Annotated in this window: 13 protein-coding genes; 3 read left to right on the forward strand and 10 right to left on the reverse strand. The window is 45.5% G+C overall.

The features are described 5' to 3' along the window. Nucleotides 1–628 precede the first annotated feature (628 nt). The 7 genes from DP923_RS09690 to DP923_RS09720 all read right to left on the reverse strand — a co-directional run bounded on the left by DP923_RS09690 (nt 629) and on the right by DP923_RS09720 (nt 8,374). Nucleotides 629–1,870, reverse strand: coding sequence for a murein hydrolase activator EnvC family protein (locus DP923_RS09690; RefSeq protein WP_112305675.1), 1,242 nt, complete (start codon nt 1,868–1,870; stop codon nt 629–631). A 134-nt stretch (nt 1,871–2,004) separates the two neighbouring features. Continuing rightward, the gene (locus tag DP923_RS09695; RefSeq protein WP_112305676.1) at nt 2,005–2,757 is read right to left on the reverse strand and encodes a DUF4292 domain-containing protein; all 753 of its coding nucleotides are present in this window, start codon (nt 2,755–2,757) and stop codon (nt 2,005–2,007) included. Beyond that, nucleotides 2,750–4,507: a tetratricopeptide repeat protein gene (locus tag DP923_RS09700; RefSeq protein WP_239020992.1), complete on the reverse strand. Its 1,758-nt coding sequence runs from the start codon at nt 4,505–4,507 to the stop codon at nt 2,750–2,752. The genes DP923_RS09695 and DP923_RS09700 overlap by 8 nt, the downstream gene beginning before the upstream one ends. A gap of 6 nt (nt 4,508–4,513) precedes the next feature. Further along, a complete protein-coding gene (locus DP923_RS09705; protein WP_112305677.1) occupies nt 4,514–5,521 on the reverse strand; it encodes a sugar phosphate nucleotidyltransferase in 1,008 nt (335 codons plus the stop codon). A gap of 75 nt (nt 5,522–5,596) precedes the next feature. Continuing rightward, a complete protein-coding gene (gene dut / locus DP923_RS09710; protein WP_112305678.1) occupies nt 5,597–6,043 on the reverse strand; it encodes a dUTP diphosphatase in 447 nt (148 codons plus the stop codon). A gap of 19 nt (nt 6,044–6,062) precedes the next feature. Beyond that, nucleotides 6,063–7,556 (reverse strand): lipopolysaccharide biosynthesis protein, encoded by a 1,494-nt coding sequence (locus DP923_RS09715; protein WP_112305679.1) that lies wholly within the window; start codon nt 7,554–7,556, stop codon nt 6,063–6,065. A 35-nt stretch (nt 7,557–7,591) separates the two neighbouring features. Further along, nucleotides 7,592–8,374 carry an enoyl-CoA hydratase/isomerase family protein gene (locus DP923_RS09720; protein ID WP_112305680.1) on the reverse strand — a complete coding sequence of 261 codons (783 nt, stop codon included), beginning with the start codon at nt 8,372–8,374 and terminating at the stop codon, nt 7,592–7,594. A gap of 253 nt (nt 8,375–8,627) precedes the next feature. Between DP923_RS09720 and DP923_RS09725 the strand changes: the two genes are divergently transcribed. After that, on the forward strand, nt 8,628–9,578 hold the full coding sequence (locus tag DP923_RS09725; RefSeq protein ID WP_112305681.1) for a DUF3078 domain-containing protein: 951 nt from the start codon (nt 8,628–8,630) through the stop codon (nt 9,576–9,578). 91 nt (nt 9,579–9,669) lie between these two features. After that, nucleotides 9,670–10,005: a hypothetical protein gene (locus DP923_RS09730; protein WP_112306220.1), complete on the forward strand. Its 336-nt coding sequence runs from the start codon at nt 9,670–9,672 to the stop codon at nt 10,003–10,005. Nucleotides 10,006–10,140: 135 nt separating this feature from the next. Here the strand turns inward: DP923_RS09730 and infB are convergent, their stop codons facing one another. From infB to DP923_RS09745, 3 genes are all read right to left on the reverse strand, one after another. Then, nucleotides 10,141–13,374: a translation initiation factor IF-2 gene (gene infB, locus DP923_RS09735; RefSeq protein ID WP_112305682.1), complete on the reverse strand. Its 3,234-nt coding sequence runs from the start codon at nt 13,372–13,374 to the stop codon at nt 10,141–10,143. A 118-nt stretch (nt 13,375–13,492) separates the two neighbouring features. Further along, nucleotides 13,493–14,746, reverse strand: a complete 1,254-nt coding sequence (gene nusA, locus DP923_RS09740) for a transcription termination factor NusA (RefSeq protein WP_112305683.1) — start codon at nt 14,744–14,746, stop codon at nt 13,493–13,495. A gap of 7 nt (nt 14,747–14,753) precedes the next feature. Then, entirely contained in the window at nt 14,754–15,227 is a 474-nt protein-coding gene (locus DP923_RS09745; RefSeq protein ID WP_239020993.1) for a ribosome maturation factor RimP, read from the reverse strand. A 359-nt stretch (nt 15,228–15,586) separates the two neighbouring features. Between DP923_RS09745 and DP923_RS09750 the strand changes: the two genes are divergently transcribed. Next, entirely contained in the window at nt 15,587–16,687 is a 1,101-nt protein-coding gene (locus DP923_RS09750) for an endonuclease/exonuclease/phosphatase family protein (RefSeq protein WP_239020994.1), read from the forward strand. Nucleotides 16,688–16,740 lie beyond the last annotated feature (53 nt).

A 16,740-nucleotide genomic window follows, 5' to 3' on the forward strand; every position in this document is an offset into this window, starting at 1 on the left:
AGGTAGAGCTACAGGATTGCACGCCTGCTTTTTAAATTAAATTTAACTGAAATTTTATGGACTCAGTAGTATAAAGCAAATTAAAATTTCCCAGTTATACTTTTATTGTTCCCAATATGGGATTGTCTAACTCGGTTAATTAATTTCTTTTATCTGATTATCAGTTTGTTAGATAATTTCAAGAGTTTTGGCATCAGTATTGCGCTACCAGATTAGCAGGAGAAAAGCGTTTTCTGAGAATAAGTCAGGTTTGAGAAACTGTAATTTTCTGAGTACCTTAAGGGATAGAAAAACAATTTTACTGCAGAAAATCTTAATTCGGAGTAACTAATATATTAAAAACACAGTATTACAATACAAGTCGTTTTTAAGCTTTAAAATCGCATTTTCTTACTTGTTAATAGCAAACAGGTATCTTAGATAAGAAATAATTAAAGTGCTGAGCAGCTAAAAGCTTAGGACTTCAAATAAAAATATTAAGTTTGTTTTCATAGCTTGGAAAGGCACCCTGCTTTGTAGGGTGTTTTTTTATTTTTATCCCTTTCCAGGCCGAGCTTCTCTTCCCCTTGTCTCAGGTTATACTTTCCAAAAGTAACCTGTCGATCTTCTTCTTCAGAAGTTATACTTTTTACTTGGGTAGTATCCAGGATTCCGGGTTTAGGTTGGTGCTGTTTTTCCATACCTGGAACTGTAATTCGGTAGTGCCATCTGCATCTGTATACACCGTACCAATCACATCCTTCATTTTAACTGTCTGGCCTGTGGTAACACTTACAGAGCGGAGCTTGGCATACACTGTAAAATACTCGCCGTGCTGGATCATGACAATGTTGTTCATGCCGGGCACGCTGGCAACAGTTAGTACTTTACCTTCGAAAAGTGCGCGTGCTGATGCGCCTTGTGTGGTCTGGATATCAATGCCACGGTTATCAATTACAACTCCTTTTAATACAGGGTGGTTGTGGCGCCCAAACTTCTGAGAAATAAAGCCACGCTCTACGGGCCATAGGAAACGCCCTTTGTTACCGGCAAACGAACTCGAAATAAGTGCTGCTTCCGGTGTAAGTGTAACTTTGCTGGTGCTTCCGCTAGTTTTACGGCCTTCTTCGCGTGCAGCACGGGCGGCGCGGGCAATTTCTTCCCGCACAATATCAGCAATCAGGTTATCGAGTTTGCGTACAGCCTGCTGGCGGGCGGCTACTTCCTGCTGCAGGTTCTCTTCCTGCTTACTTAATTGCGACACCACGCTATCTTGCTGTGTTTTAAGCGTAATCAGGTTTTTGTTTTCACTTAACTGTTTATTTAACAGGCCTTTTTTCTGTCTTCTTTTTGATTCCAGGGTTTCGAGTTGGCTGTTCAGTATAAGTTGTACTTTGCCTATTTGCTCGGCTTGCTTATGGCGGGCTTCCGAATACTGCTGCAAATAGCGCAGGCGCATTACAAACTGATTAAACGACTCGGCCGCAAACAAAAACATGAGTTTATTATAGCTGTTGGCTGTTTTAGAGGCAGCATATACCATGGTAGCATATTCAGCTTTCAGCTTTTCGATATCGGATTGTAGGGCATTAATGACACCTTCCGTTTCAGAAACGTCAGAATTAATGTAATTTATTTCACGGGAAATGTTGTTGATAACGCCTTTCTGAACCGTTATTTTTTCTTTGATGGCATTAAGCTCGCCGATAGAGGCTTCCTTTTTTACTTTGGTCTGTTTCAGGATGCGGTTGGCTTCCTTGATGCGGGCAAGGTTTTCTTTTTTTTCCTTTTCCAGCTGAGCTTTAGATTTCGTTTTTGTTTTCTGCGCCAGGGTGGTAAAGGGCAAAGAAAGCAGCAGCAGTAAAAAAGTGAATCTGTAAAGGGATCTCATCAGGGGTATAGTCTTCGGCTCAGGTTGCAAAGATGGCAAAACTATAAGTGAAGAACCAATTACACCAACAGATTTAAATAAAGAGTGTTAAGAAAGTATAACTACGCTAAGTTTATACTTCAGCAAGTATAAACTTAGTTAGCTGGCACACGCTTATAATCGGAGGGCACACTAAACGGGAAGTCGAGCACGTCATCAGAAATAGTAACGCGGCTGTGCGTAATTTCTAGGTCAGAAAGCTGTCCTTTCTGGGCAACCTGTGCATTTAAGGAGTAAGCAAAAGGGGTAGCGCCCACATCCTGAAAGTTCTCATACTTTACCGTGATCGTATTGGCGTTGCTTTGGTCCTGCACTTTCAGAGATTGCAGCTTCGCGTTCTGGTTTCCGATAAAATAATCTAGCAGCAGGTTTTCACGGATCTGTTGTACATGTTGCAAGTCGCCTTCGGTAATAACTTTTTCGGAACCGAGCGCCTGGAAATTGCCTAAAAGTATAGCTTGCAGTACGTTAAAATCAACGGCTACATTAAACTTATTGCTCAGGTAAGTATAGCCGGTAGCGGTGTATTCGCGTTGCAGGCGGTTCATGACAAACACCGAATCCTGTGTCATTTTAAGGCGGGCAGCTTCTATTCCCAAGCCCGGTTGTACCGATACCCAGATCACGCTGTCTTTTTTAATGCGGATAGAGGCACCGGATGAAAGATTATCGCCTCTGTCAGAAAACTTAAGCTGGCTTTTGGCACTCAGGTAATTGAAGTCGAGGTTTTTTACGGTTACACTGCCAATGGTTTCTGTAGTTGCTGCGCCCGTTGTGGGTATAATTTCTTTTTTACAGCCCGTTAGCAGGAACAGGCCAAGTATAGCCCCCAGAATATATTTACTCATAAAGCTTTTTGTCTTTAATTTTCTTTTCGATAAACGCTGAAGCCTCGCCTTTTAATTTTGCTTTCTGCCACTGGCTTACTGCTTCTTCCTGCTTGCCAAGTTTATACAGCACATCGCCGTAATGCTCTACAATAGTTGCGTCATCAGAAAGGGCAACAGCTTGCTCCAGGTACTTTCTGGCTGCTTCGTACTCGCCGTTCTTATACAGAACCCAGGCATACGTATCTAAATAAGTAGGATTTGTAGGATGGAGCATCACCAAATGTTCCGCCATCTTTTTGGCTTTGGGCAGGTTCTGGTTGCGTATAGACAGGAAATAACTGTAGTTGTTCAGCACATGCTCGTTATCCGCATCCTGGGCAAGTACCGCTTCGTACGCCTCATCCGATTTTTTATAGTCTTTCAGGGAGTTATAGCTATCGCCAAGCTGCATGTTAAACTGTGTGACCAGCTCTGCTTCGTTTGCCGAAAGGCGCTTGCCGTGCTCCAACGATTTTACTGCTTTCTCGAAATTGCCGCTTATTAAATGCCCGGTGCCGTTGTAAAACCAGAATACTGCCTGGTTCGGAAACAGCTCCAACGCTTCTTCGGAGTGTTTAACCATAGCTTCGTGCTGCGACAATTCCGCATCCAACAACACAATTTGCTGCCAGATCTTGAAATGCGAATCATCCAGCTTTACAGCTTTTAAGTAATTATTGCGGGCTATTTCTTTCTGACCAACCAGTGTTTGTAGATCTGCGGCTACAGCATATGCTTTGGCTTCTTCCGGGTGCGTTTGGATAGTCAGGTCTACCAATTCCAGAGCGATGTCTTCAATTTCGGGGTTGGGCAATTGCCGGATAAAATCGACAAGTATCCGTACTTTGGTATCAATATCAAGTTCAGGGCTTTTAAAAGCCAGGCGTACCTGTTTTTCTGATTCGGCTTTGTTTCCTTTCTGGCGGGTGAGGTCCGAAAGCATTAAATGAGCAAACGGGTTATTAGGCTCAACTTTTAAAGCTCTGTTGATGATCTCGATGGCCTTATCGGTTTTCTTGGAAGCATTGTAAAGTTCGGCCTGGGCCAGAAAATAACGTACTTCGGTAGGGTTGGTAGCCAGCAGCTTTTCGCCTTCCTGAATGGCTTTGTCTATATTTTTCTGGCGAAGGTAGATTTGTTGCCTGCTTACCAAAAGCTGTTCCAGCGCGCCAAATTTCTTCTCGATCCGCTCATACGTGTTCAGGGCATCATCGTAACGCGCCTGCGACAAGTATAAATCAGCCAGGTTAAAAAGGTATTCATCAGAATTGGGTACGTTCTGAAGCAAACTGTTATAAGCCTGCGCGGCACCATCAAACTGGTTTTGCTCGGCGTGTGCCTGGGCTAGCAGCAGGTAATAATAGGGGTTGTCTTTCTTTTGGGTAACGGCGGCCTGCGCAAATGGCAAGGCAGCTTTGGGGTCCTTCTGAAGCAAATATACTTCGCCTAGTTTGTAATTGATAGCCGCATTGTTGGGCGTTACGGTGTAGGCTTTCTGAAAAAGCTGGAGGGCTTGTGTATAGTCCTCCAGCATAAAATATTTCATTCCATCCAGAAACAACGCTTCACTTATCTGTTTTTCCTGTTCTGTTGGCTCAGCCTGAACCGGAACAGAAGCTTGTCGGTCGGCTTTGGCCTTCTTCCTGGAAGATTGCGCCATACCTTGTTCTGCTGAAAGTATAGCCAGGCAGCAGGTAAAAACAAAAATTGCGTTTCTGAATTGGGTCATGTAATGTTAGTCTTTGAGCGTATTATAGTCGCCGAGGCTAAGGTCAGACTGGCGGCCTTCATACACAACAAAGTTACCTAACATAGAGTTTGATACATTGCCATTTTTGAGAACAGTGTTTTCCTGGATAATGGAATTGCTCACAACAGAATTATCAAGCGTAGTATTGTTGCCGATAGAAACAAACGGCCCTACAACCGAATTTTTGATCTGTGCATTTTCGCCAATATATACAGGAGGAATGATTACTGTGTTCTCCAGCTTCGCCGATGCCGCTACTAAGCCTTCCTCATCTTTAATATACTCTAAATAGCGCTGATTAGTATAAACTGTTGCGTTTTTATTTCCGCAATCGAGCCACTCGGTAATAACGGCAGGTATAAACCTGGTGCCTTTATTCTTCATGTTCTCCAGGGCGTTGGTCAGTTGGAACTCACCTTTGTCCTTGATGTCGTTATCTAACAGGTATTGCAGCTCGTTGCGCAGGTATTCGCCATCACGGAAATAGTAAATACCGATAATAGCCATATCCGAAACAAACTCCTGTGGCTTCTCTACAAAGTCAGTTATTTCGTTGTTTTCATTGATCTTGATCACGCCAAACGGACGCGGATCTTCTACGCGCTGTACCCAGATGGTACCGTCGGCGTTGGTGTCCAGTTTAAAATCGGCCTTGAAAAGTGTATCGGCAAACGCTACCACCACTTTATCTTTTAAAGCGCTTTGGGCGCAAAGTATGGCGTGGGCTGTACCCAGTGCTTCTTCCTGGTAATGGATCGTGCCTTTTGCGCCAACCGATTCTGCAATCGCAATCAGGTCTTTCTCAACTTTATCCCCGAAATGGCCGATGATAAAAGCTACCTCTTCGATAGGCTCCTGGCATACTTTGGCAATGTCTTCTACAAGGCGCTGCACAATAGGCTTGCCGGCAATAGGTATAAGTGGTTTAGGAACTGTAAGGGTGTGAGGGCGCATACGTTTGCCCATTCCTGCCATCGGAACAATTATTCTCATAGCGTTATTTTGTTTTCGTAATTAATGTAATTATTTAAAAGGCTGAGCCTTGCATTTATACTTTGTAGCAGCGTTTTACTTGGTGCCGGTGCTGCCATACCCGCCTGCGCCGCGTTCTGTATCAGATAAAGCTTCGGCTTCGGCCCAGGCAATGCGTTTATACTTTGCCACCACCATTTGCGCGATGCGTTCGCCGTCCACTATTTCAAAATCCTCGTCAGATAAGTTTACAAGCAGTACTTTAATCTCGCCACGGTAATCGGCATCAATAGTGCCCGGGCTGTTCACGATCGAAATACCATGTTTGTATGCTAACCCGCTTCGTGGCCTGATCTGCGCTTCGTGCCCTTCCGGTAGTTCGATAAACAAACCAGTCGGGATAAGGGTACGCTGCAATGGCTTTAAAACTACAGGAGTTTCGAGGTTTGCCCGTAAATCCATACCTGCCGAATGTATGGTCTGGTAAGAAGGAAGCGCGTGTTTAGATTGGTTAATAACATTAACCACGGTTGTGTTCTGCATAACAAACTGAAGTATAAATCTAAATTTTGAGGAAGTTTCCCCGCTCTCTTAACCAAACGATCGCTGCAAATAAAAAGCATATCGCCAGATGGAAAATATGGCGCAGCCAGAAATCGGCAATAGGCACATACAGCGCTACCCATACGAGAACTATGGCAAGAAAGATATAGGAAAGTATATTTTTAATTGGATAAGGAATTGGATAGTGGCGGTTGCCCAGCACATAACAGATGCTCGCCATACTGAAATAGCAGATAAGTGTAGCAATAGCAGAGCCCATATAGCCCAGCACCGGAATTAAAAGCAAATTAAAAAGTATAGTGATCGCTGCACCGCCAAAGCTGATGTAGGTGCCATACTTTGTTTTATCCGTCAGTTTAAACCACACCGATAAGTTGTAATACACACCCAGAAACAGGTTAGCCAGGAGCAAAACCGGCACTACCATCATGCCTTCGCGGTAAGCCGGGCTACGGAGTAAAAGTATAAAATCTTCTAAATTAACGGAGATAAACAGGAAAATAAACGCACACACAATGGTAAACCACTTCATGACGAGGGCAAAGGTTTGCGGCGAATTTTTATCCTGGGCCTGCGAAAAAAAGAACGGTTCGGCTGCATACCGGAACGCCTGAATGGCCAGCGTCATGAAAATAGAAAGCTTGTAGCAGGCACTGTACACACCTACTGCCGCCATGTTACTCATGTTCGGATAGAAGCTTTCGGGTAGCCAGCTTTCCAGTAAAATGCGGTCGATCACTTCGTTAACCATGCCAGCCAAACCCATAAACAGCAACGGATAGGCGTAAACCAGCATCGGGCGCAACAGCTCTTTGTTAAACTCAAACCTGAACAGGCTGAATTCTTTCCACAGCATCGGGATCTGGAGGGCATTGGCAACCAGATTGATCAGGAAAATATAACCTACTCCAAATGCCGGATTGTAAATGGTTTTTACCAGCGGCTGAAACTGAGTAAGATACGTGCCTTCATAAATTTCGCGGCAAAGCACCAGGAAAAAGAGGTTGGCGCCAACCGTCAGTAGAATGGTAGCCAGCTTAATAGAGGCAAACTTAATGGCTTTGTTCTGAAGGCGCAACCACGCAAACGGTATGGCTACAATCGCATCAACGGCTAATACAATGGCCAGCCAGATAATATATTCCTGTTGGTCCGGGTAACCGATATAGCCTGCAATGGAGCCCGATAAAAGTATAAGTATACCCGAAAGCAACAAACTGCTGCCTGTTATAAGCGATAATACCTGACGGTAGAGCGTTAACTTATCAGCACCCGGGGCGTTGGCAAAACGGAAAAAAGCCGTTTCCATGCCATAGGTAAACAGGATATTAAAGAACCCGACAAACGCGTACAAGTACGAAACCACTCCATACTCTTCCGGCAAAAATACATCCGTATAGATCGGGACGAGCAGGTAATTAAGCGCTCTGCCAACAATACTGCTTAACCCATAGGCAGCAGTTTGCCCGACCAATTTTTTGGCTATACTCATACTTCAGAATCGCAGGGTCGGGGTGAGGTTATACTTTAGTTGCCTGTGAAAACGGGCTTGCGTTTTTCAAGGAAAGCGCTGGTTCCTTCCACAAAATCAGTGGAGGTGCAGCAGCGGGCAAATGAGTTTGCTTCCGTCTGGTAGCCATTCTCATCTTTATCATACACTGCATTTACGCACTCAATTACCAGCCCGATGGCCAGTGGTGCCTTGCTCATGATCTTCTGAAGTATAGCTGTAGCCGTTTCCATTAACTCTTCCGGCGCCACTACATGGTTTACAAGGCCCAGTTGCTTTGCTTCTGCCGCCGTGATCATGTCGCCGGTCATCATCAGCTCCATCGCTTTGCTTTTGCCAACCAGTTGCGTTAAGCGCTGTGTGCCGCCATAACCCGGAATAACACCAAGGTTAACTTCAGGCTGGCCGAAACGGGCGTTTTCTGTAGCAATACGCATGTGGCAGGCCATTGCTAACTCACAACCTCCGCCTAAAGCAAAACCATTCACGGCAGCTATAATCGGTTTGTTACACGTTTCGATCATGCTGAAAACTTCCTGGCCGCGTTCGGCAAAGTTGCGTGCTGTTACATCGTTCAGCTCAGCAATTTCGGCTATATCAGCGCCGGCTACAAATGCTTTTGCACCTGCGCCTGTAAAAATGGCCGCCTTTACGGTAGCATCATCATACACCTGCTGTACTGCGTGCTTAATTTCTCTTACTGTATCAATGTTAAGGGCGTTCATTTTTTCGGCCCTGTTGATTGTGATTACCAGGATACCGTTTTGCAGGTCTAACAGCAGGTTTTCGTATGTAGCCATAAGTCTTTTCAGCTCAGTTTTTCTTTATCAAAGTACAAATATAGCAATTAAGTTAAATCCTTTAACAGCTAATTAGCCCGCCACACCTTACGCGCTGGTCAGGCAAAGTATAACGTGCAAACTCAGGTGTGTATACTACAAAGTATGAAATTAGGGTAGGCTTCTTCATATAAATTAAGAAATTTGCACGTCAGCGTCCTTACATAGCGCTAACTACTTTTTATTCCGAAGTTAAATTCACGCTTGCATTTTCATGTTTTATACTTTTAGCCGTTCCGTTGTTTGCTTAGTTATACTTTGTTTAAGTGTTTTTTCTGAAAGCCGGGCCCAGGGCATTCCGCCGGATTCTTTACATAACTGGAACATCAGCGGAAGCGGGGCGCTTAACTTTAGCCAGGTAAGTTTAAGCAACTGGGCAGCCGGCGGACAAAATTCGGTATCCGTTTTAGGCACTGCCAACCTGTATGCAAACTATAAAAAAGGTACAAACACCTGGGAAAACGTTTTATCGCTGACGTATGGCACTGTAAAATTGCAGGGCCAGCGCGTACGTAAGAGCGACGACCGATTTGAGCTGAACCTGAAGTATGGCCGCAACGCCTCCACGGATTGGTACTACACCGCCCAGCTCAATTTAAAAACGCAGCTTACACCTACCTATACCGTTACCCGCGATACGTTATTGTCTGATTTTTTCTCGCCGGCAGCTGTGCTTGCATCCCTTGGTATGGACTATAAGCCTACTCCGGTTCTTTCGGTATTCATCTCGCCATTTACAGGGAAATTTACGATTGTAAAACGCCAGGTTTTGGCCGACCAGGGTTTGTTTGGCGTGGCACCTGCCGAGAAAGATATGTTAGGTAACCCGATCATTGGTACCGGGAGCCATATTCGGAAAGAGTTCGGGGGCTATGTAAACATCCGGTTTAAAAAGGAAGTGCTGACAAATGTTACGCTTCAATCCAAGCTCGATCTATTCTCGAACTACTTAAAAAATGCGAAAAATGTGGATATGAACTGGGAAAACCTGGTTGGCTTTAAAGTAAATAAGTTTATATCAGCCAGCTTGTTTGCGCATTTAATTTATGATGATGACGTTAAAATTGATGTAGACCGCGACGGCGATAACATTAAAGATGGGCGCGGGGCGCGGCTTCAGTTTAAGGAAACGCTGGGCATTGGCATCTCATATAAATTTGAATAGCAGAACTTTTGCATCCGTACGTATTGTTTGATTTAAAATGTATACTTTCGGTATACTTCAGCGTTATACAGAAGCTTCTATTCAGGTTTATATGAAAAAAATATTGTTGTTTTTGTTTTGCTTAGGTAGTACAGCTGTTTTAACTACTGCACAGGCACAAACTACTTTAAGCAGCTCTACTTCCAAAGATGAGTTTTGGGGAACAACCAAGGCAAATAATGCCGGTACAGGTGCTGATGCTGTTGGTAAACGCTCGGAAGGCCTGGATGCGCGCTTTAATACCTATGAGGATGGCCGTAAAAAGAATTTTGCAAAAAAGCGTATTATGCAGAGCAAGCGGATGAAAGAGATTCTGAAAAAAGAAGAAGCGATGCATAAAAAGCACCGCAAAGATAAACGCAACCTGCGTCGCAATTCCAGAAGATAAGCAAGTTTATACTTTAAAAATGTAAAAGCCTTTCCGTACTGGAAAGGCTTTTTTTATACTTGCTGGATAACTTATGAAAACAGAAGGCCCGGTTACGTATGCAACCGGGCCTTCTGTTTTTATAAGTTAAAGGTACTATAGTGTACGCTTCACTTCTTTTTCTACGTAAGCTTCTATCACGTCGCCAACCTGTATATCGTTGTAGTTTTTCAGGCTGATACCGCACTCGTAGCCTTGTCTCACTTCCGATACATCGTCTTTGAAACGCTTCAGTGCCAGGATTTCACCATCCACTACCACAATACCATCACGTACTAAACGTACTTTAGCATTTCGTTGGATAGTACCATCCGTAACCATACAGCCTGCAATCGTACCCACTTTCGTGATCTTGAATACATCACGTACTTCGGCGTTACCGGTAACTTCCTCTTTCAGTGTCGGAGCAAGCATACCTTCCATCGCATCCTTCACTTCGTTTATCGCATCGTAAATGATAGAGTATAGGCGCACATCGATCTGCTCCTGCTCTGCCAGCTTACGCGCATTCTGAGAAGGTCGTACCTGGAAACCGATAATGATCGCATCCGAAGCCGAAGCTAACAGGATATCCGATTCCGAGATGGCACCTACACCTTTGCTGATGATATTTACCTGCACTTCGCTGGTTGATAACTTCAGTAAGGAGTCAGAAAGTGCTTCTACCGAACCATCCACGTCACCTTTCACAATCACGTTCAGTTCTTTAAATGAACCGATCGCCAGACGACGTCCGATTTCATCAAGCGTAATATGCTTACGGGTACGAAGGCTCTGCTCACGCTGTACCTGCGAACGGTTTGTTGCAATTTCACGGGCTTCACGCTCCGAATCCATTACCAGGAACTTATCGCCAGCCTGCGGTGCACCTTCCAGACCCAGTAACTGTACCGGCGTAGATGGTCCTGCTTCTTTCATTTTGCGGCCTCTGTGGTCGGTCATGGCTTTAACCCTACCATAATGCGAACCAGCCAGCACTACATCACCAATCTTAAGTGTTCCGGTTTGTACCAGAACGGTGGCTACATAACCACGGCCTTTATCAAGAGATGCTTCAATTACAGTACCTACAGCTTGTCTGTTCGGGTTAGCTCTCAGCTCAAGAAGTTCGGCTTCCAGCAATACTTTTTCAAGCAGGTCCGGTATACCTTGTCCTGTTTTGGCAGATACTTCCTGAGACTGGTATTTACCACCCCATTCTTCTACCAGGATATTTAACTGGGCAAGTTCTTCGCGAACCTTATCCGTGTTGGCACCTGGCTTATCTATTTTGTTAAGTGCAATAATAATAGGAGAGCCGGCAGCCTGTGCGTGGTTGATTGCTTCTTTTGTCTGTGGCATTACAGAGTCGTCTGCCGCCACTACAATAATAACAACGTCTGTTACTTTGGCACCACGGGCACGCATCGCTGTAAAGGCTTCGTGACCAGGTGTATCCAGGAAAGTAACGGTACGGCCGCTTTCTGTTTTCACTTTATAAGCACCGATGTGCTGCGTAATACCACCGGCTTCACCGGCTGTTACGTTCGCATTTCGGATATAATCGAGTAAGGATGTTTTACCGTGGTCAACGTGGCCCATGATCGTAACGATCGGAGCGCGTTCTTCCAGGTCTGCCTCATCATCTTCGATGGTTTGCTCAAGTGCCTGCTCATCTTCTGTTGTGATGAACTCAACATTATAACCAAACTCATCTGCTATAATTGTGATAGCTTCCGCATCAAGACGCTGGTTGATGGAAACGAACATACCAAGTTGCATACACACTTTGATAACATCGTTCACGCTCACGTTCATCAAAGACGAAAGGTCGTTGGCTGATACGAATTCAGTAACACGCAGTGTTTTAGAATCCGCCTGTTCTGCCATTTTACGTTCTTCCGTAGCATCTGCAATAGCAGAACGTTTCTCACGACGATATTTGGCTCTGTTACCTCCACCAGCTTTACCACCACTTAGTTTGGCAAGCGTAGCTTTGATCTGCTCCTGAATTTCCTTATCTGTAACTTCAGTTTTCTCTGGTCTTGGTGCGTTGGTACGTGGTCCGCGGTTACCCGGTCCTGCTGGTCCGCCACCCGGGCGGTTACCCTGGTAGCCTCCACCTGCCGGGCGGCTCTGGTAACCACCTGGCTGTGCTACAATAGGGCGGCTGTTCTGGTTCGGAGCACTGCTTCCTTGCCCACCTGCCGGACGATTGCCCTGATAACCACCACCTGCCGGACGGTTGCCCTGTCCTTGTGCTGGCTGGCCACCTGGCTGGTTAGGCTGCGCACCTGGCTGCCCTTCTGAGCCAACGATAATACGTTTGCGCTTTTTCTTTTTGTTGCCGTTCTTCCGTTCATCAGAAGATGCTACAGGTTTTGGTCCTTTTCTGCGTGATTCCAGGGGAAGTTCGATCTTGCCCAGTACAGTCAGACCTTTAAGCTGGTCGGCTTTCGCTGTAATTGTTTCTATTGGTCCTGTTTCTACTTTTGTATCGTTCGCATCCGTAGTGGAGGCGCTTGGTTGCTCTGGTGTTTTTGCTGCAGGAGTTGTTTCCTGTGGCGCTGCCGTAGCTGCTGGTTTAGGAGTCTCAGCCTTAACCTCTGGTGCTGGCGTAGCTGGCTTTTCCGAAGCAGGAGCAGGTGCCTGTGGTGCAGGAGCTGCTGCTTCAGGCTGCTTTGGCGTTTCCGCTTTTGGCTGCTCTGCCGGTACCGGTGTTGGCGCAACGGGTGTTACTGGTTTCTCGGCAACAGGAGTTACTTCAACCGGCGCTTTTGGAGCAACAGGAGTCTCAACTGGCTTTTCTGCTACTGGCGCCGGCTTTGGAGTTTCCGGAGCTGCCGGTGCTTCTGCTTTAGGCGCTGGCTTTGGCTCAGGCTGTTTAGGTACCGGACGGCCTTTGGCATCCAGTTCTATTTTGCCCAATACTTTTATGCCCGGCAACCTGGTTGTACCAACAGATTCCTCTGGAGTAGCAGGCGTGCTGGCTGCAGCAGGAGCAACTGGCTCAGGTGCTTTTGGCGCGGCAGCTTGGGGGCTGTTGTTCTTAATATGAACTTCCTTTTCAGGCTCGCTTTGTTTTTTCGGTTCCTGCTGTGGTTGTTCCGACTCAATAACCTGGTTGCTTTGCGGTTTCTTGCCGATGTTTAGTTCTTCTGCCGAGATTTTGTCTTTAACAGACGAAGCAAAGTCTTTAGCCAGCATACTGAACTGCTCTGCCGTGATTTTGGAGGTGGGTTTATTTTCCACGTCAAAACCCTTAGCAGAGAGGTAGTCGACAATGGTAGAGGTACCAATGTTTAAAGTTGTTGCAACCTGTTTAAGCCTCCTTGTTATTTCTTCTGCCATGTTGTTCTAATATGCTGTCTTTTGCTTTTGTTAAATTACAGTTGCCTCAGTAGGGAGGTAAAAGTTGTGCTCTGTCTTAATCTTTTACAAAATTAGCGTAACAGAGCACAACTCACAACTATTGATTTTCTTCTTCTTCCAACTCTTCACGCAGAATGGTGAGTACGTTGTCTATTGTCTCTTCTTCGAGCTCGGTACGGCGCAGTAAATCTTCTTTGGTTACGGCCAGTACACTCTTGGCAGTATCCAGACCTATTCTGCGAAGTTCCGCAATTACCCAATCCTCGATCTCATCTGTAAATTCTTCCAGGCTGATGTCTTCTTCGTAGCTTTCAGACTCACGGAACACATCTATTTCTAGGCCTACCAGTTTGCTGGCAAGTTTAATGTTCTGTCCGCCTTTACCAATTGCCAATGATACCTGGTCTGGTTTCAGGAACACTGATACGCGGGCATTCTCTTCATCTATCTTCATGCTGGTGATCTTAGCCGGGCTAAGTGCACGCTGTATGTAGAGCTCCATGTTATCGGTATAGTTGATAACGTCGATGTTTTCGTTTTCGAGTTCACGCACGATGCTGTGTATACGGGAGCCTTTCATACCAACGCAAGCGCCAACAGGGTCTATACGGTCGTCGAAAGATTCTACGGCTACTTTAGCGCGTTCGCCTGGTTCACGCACAATTTTTTTGATAGCGATCAGACCATCGAAAATCTCTGGTACTTCGTTTTCAAATAAACGCTCCAGGAATGCTGGTGCTGTACGCGAAAGTATGATCTTCGGGTTACCGTTCACGATCTCCACACGCTGCACAACGGCACGCATTACATCACCTTTGCGGTAGCGATCTTTTGGGATCTGCTCGCTTTTAGGTATCAGTAACTCGTTTTCTTCCTGGTCAAGCAACAGCACTTCGCGGTTCCAAACCTGGTATACTTCCCCGGAGATAATCTCACCTACCAGGTCTTTATACTTCTGGAACAGCAATTCCTTTTCCATGTCTTTGATACGCTGGATCAGGGTCTGGCGGGCAGTAAGTACGGCTCTGCGGCCAAAGTCTTCCAACTGGATTTCCTCCGAAACTTCTTCTCCCACTTCAAAATCAGGCTCAATCTTACGGGCATCCGTCAGGCTGATTTTGTCGTGGTCCCAGATGTCTTCCGAGTTATCATCTACTATTTCGCGGTTGCGCCAGATTTCCAGGTCACCTTTCTCCACGTTCAGGATGATGTCAAAGTTTTCGTCGGTGTTCCACTTTTTGCGGATCATCGTACGGAAAACATCCTCCAGGATACGCATCATCGTTGGGCGGTCAATGTTCTTGAATTTAGCAAACTCAGCGAACGACTCGATCAGGACTGAACTGTTCATTATTTTATCATTTAAAAGATATCACAACATTTGCTTTCACAATATCCGCGAAAGGTATTTGTATTGCGGCATACGTTGCCTTTTTGCCTTTTTGTTTTATTTCTTCTGTCAGGTTTATACCTGTTTCGGTTACTTCTTCCAGTTTTCCGGTTTTTTCGATGCCTTCCTGCAGTTTCAGCTTCAGGTTACGGCCTATATTCCGTTTAAATTGCTGCGGCTGGGTTAGCGGAAAATCCACACCAGGCGAGCTTACTTCCAATGTATAGCTTAACTCTTCGCCAAACGCTTCTTCGATTTTTTTGTTGATGCGGCGGCTGATCGTAGCGCACTGTGCAATCGTGATGCCTTGCTCGCCATCTGCCAACACCGTGATCTTTGGCCGAACCGCAGAATCAGACACACTGATATCAACTATAAACAGGTCGCTATCCGGCAGACTTGGTGTTGCCATCTCACGAATAATATTCTCTGTTAATACCATAGCTAAGTTTAAAGAAATAAAGAAGGGGACTCCGTGTCCCCTCGCTTCGTTGGAAATAATTTCACAAATTTACTAAAAAAACATTTTAGAAACAATATGTGCCTATTTTTAGACCTTGTATTAATTTATAGTTGCTAAAATCAGGTGCTGCTTTCACCTCTGCAAAGCTGATCCGGCGTGTTGCCAAAGTATAACAGTTGCTGCTAGTATGTTAGTTCGCTAATCGGGTGCCTGTTTGTAGCATATTTAGAAACACTTTTAACCGCAAGGATATATTCTGAACAGAGAGGTGTATAGATAAGGACAGAATTTGTAAGTTTGCTCCTGTGTCGGAAAATTTTAAAAAAATACGCAGACGGGTGTGGCTTCTCCTTAATATAGGGGTTGCCTTGTGGGTATTGCTGGGCGTACTTTGCCTGCAGGTGCCTCCGCATAAGTTCTGGCCGGCAGGTTTTATTGCTTTCTCGTTGCCCGGGGCACTTGCTTTAAACATACTTTTCCTGTTTTACTGGCTATTGCGCCGTTCCTGGTTTGTAGCGCTGCCGCTGGCACTTATACTTTTAGGCTGGAATTATTACGAGCGTCTGGTGTCGATCAATACCGCTGACCAAACACCGGAGGCTGGTGCCAAAACATTACAGGTGCTTAGCTTTAACACGCATGTTTTTAATGCCTACGCCGACCAGGATGGTAATGTAAGGCAGGCCTCTATGGATATGGTAGATTGGGTGGCAACACACCCTGCTGATGTATTGTGCCTGCAGGAGTTCTACAGCAACCGCGGGTCGAGCATCTATAATACGGTAAACAAAATAGGCACCCGCTATGACAGGTATCGCTTTTTTTCGGTGTCTTATGTCGATCGCAGCAAAGCAGATATCGGGATCGTGATTTTTTCGAAGTACCCGATCACAGGCAAAGGTGTTATCCGTTTCGGGGAATCAAACCATAACCGCGCCATCTGGACCGACCTGAATGTGAAAGGCGATACTATCCGGGTATACACGGCCCACCTGCAATCCATGAGCATCAAATCGCAGGACATCGAAAATACCTATTCTGCCATCGGCGATAAAGATACATTTAACAAAGAAGGTCGTAACCTGGCGCGCCGCCTCCGGAAAGGGTTTATTGCGCGCAGTAATCAGGTCGAGATTTTGTTGGAGCATATCCGGGAATCGCCTTACCCGGTAATTGTATGCGGCGACCTGAACGACATTCCGTTCAGTTATACTTACAACGAGCTGGCGGAAGAACTGACTAATGCTTTTGTGGAGGCCGGAACAGGCGTAGGAGCCACCTACAACGGGCCACTCCCGTTTCTGCGCATCGATAACCAGTTTTACAGCAAAGAACTAAAAGCCTACGATTTTATAACGCACCAGGAAATGGGCCTTTCGGATCATTACCCGATCTCAGCCAAGTATGAAATATTGCCGAAAGGCGCACAACCACAATAACAAGTATAAACAACAGGCTGTGTATAACAGTTAAGCAAACCATACAAGAAAAC

This window comes from Pontibacter arcticus, assembly GCF_003284895.1.
GTDB classification, from domain to species: Bacteria; Bacteroidota; Bacteroidia; order Cytophagales; family Hymenobacteraceae; genus Pontibacter; species Pontibacter arcticus.

Coding starts and splice junctions, on each gene's coding strand:
- DP923_RS09720 (WP_112305680.1), bottom strand. CDS start 8,374: ATGGCTACATACGAAAACCTGCTGTTAGACCTGCAAAACGGTATCCTG.
- DP923_RS09730 (WP_112306220.1), top strand. CDS start 9,670: ATGAAAAAAATATTGTTGTTTTTGTTTTGCTTAGGTAGTACAGCTGTT.
- DP923_RS09745 (WP_239020993.1), bottom strand. CDS start 15,227: ATGGTATTAACAGAGAATATTATTCGTGAGATGGCAACACCAAGTCTG.
- DP923_RS09705 (WP_112305677.1), bottom strand. CDS start 5,521: ATGAGAATAATTGTTCCGATGGCAGGAATGGGCAAACGTATGCGCCCT.
- infB (WP_112305682.1), bottom strand. CDS start 13,374: ATGGCAGAAGAAATAACAAGGAGGCTTAAACAGGTTGCAACAACTTTA.
- DP923_RS09695 (WP_112305676.1), bottom strand. CDS start 2,757: ATGAGTAAATATATTCTGGGGGCTATACTTGGCCTGTTCCTGCTAACG.
- DP923_RS09725 (WP_112305681.1), top strand. CDS start 8,628: ATGTTTTATACTTTTAGCCGTTCCGTTGTTTGCTTAGTTATACTTTGT.
- DP923_RS09690 (WP_112305675.1), bottom strand. CDS start 1,870: ATGAGATCCCTTTACAGATTCACTTTTTTACTGCTGCTGCTTTCTTTG.
- DP923_RS09700 (WP_239020992.1), bottom strand. CDS start 4,507: ATGACCCAATTCAGAAACGCAATTTTTGTTTTTACCTGCTGCCTGGCT.
- DP923_RS09715 (WP_112305679.1), bottom strand. CDS start 7,556: ATGAGTATAGCCAAAAAATTGGTCGGGCAAACTGCTGCCTATGGGTTA.
- dut (WP_112305678.1), bottom strand. CDS start 6,043: ATGCAGAACACAACCGTGGTTAATGTTATTAACCAATCTAAACACGCG.
- nusA (WP_112305683.1), bottom strand. CDS start 14,746: ATGAACAGTTCAGTCCTGATCGAGTCGTTCGCTGAGTTTGCTAAATTC.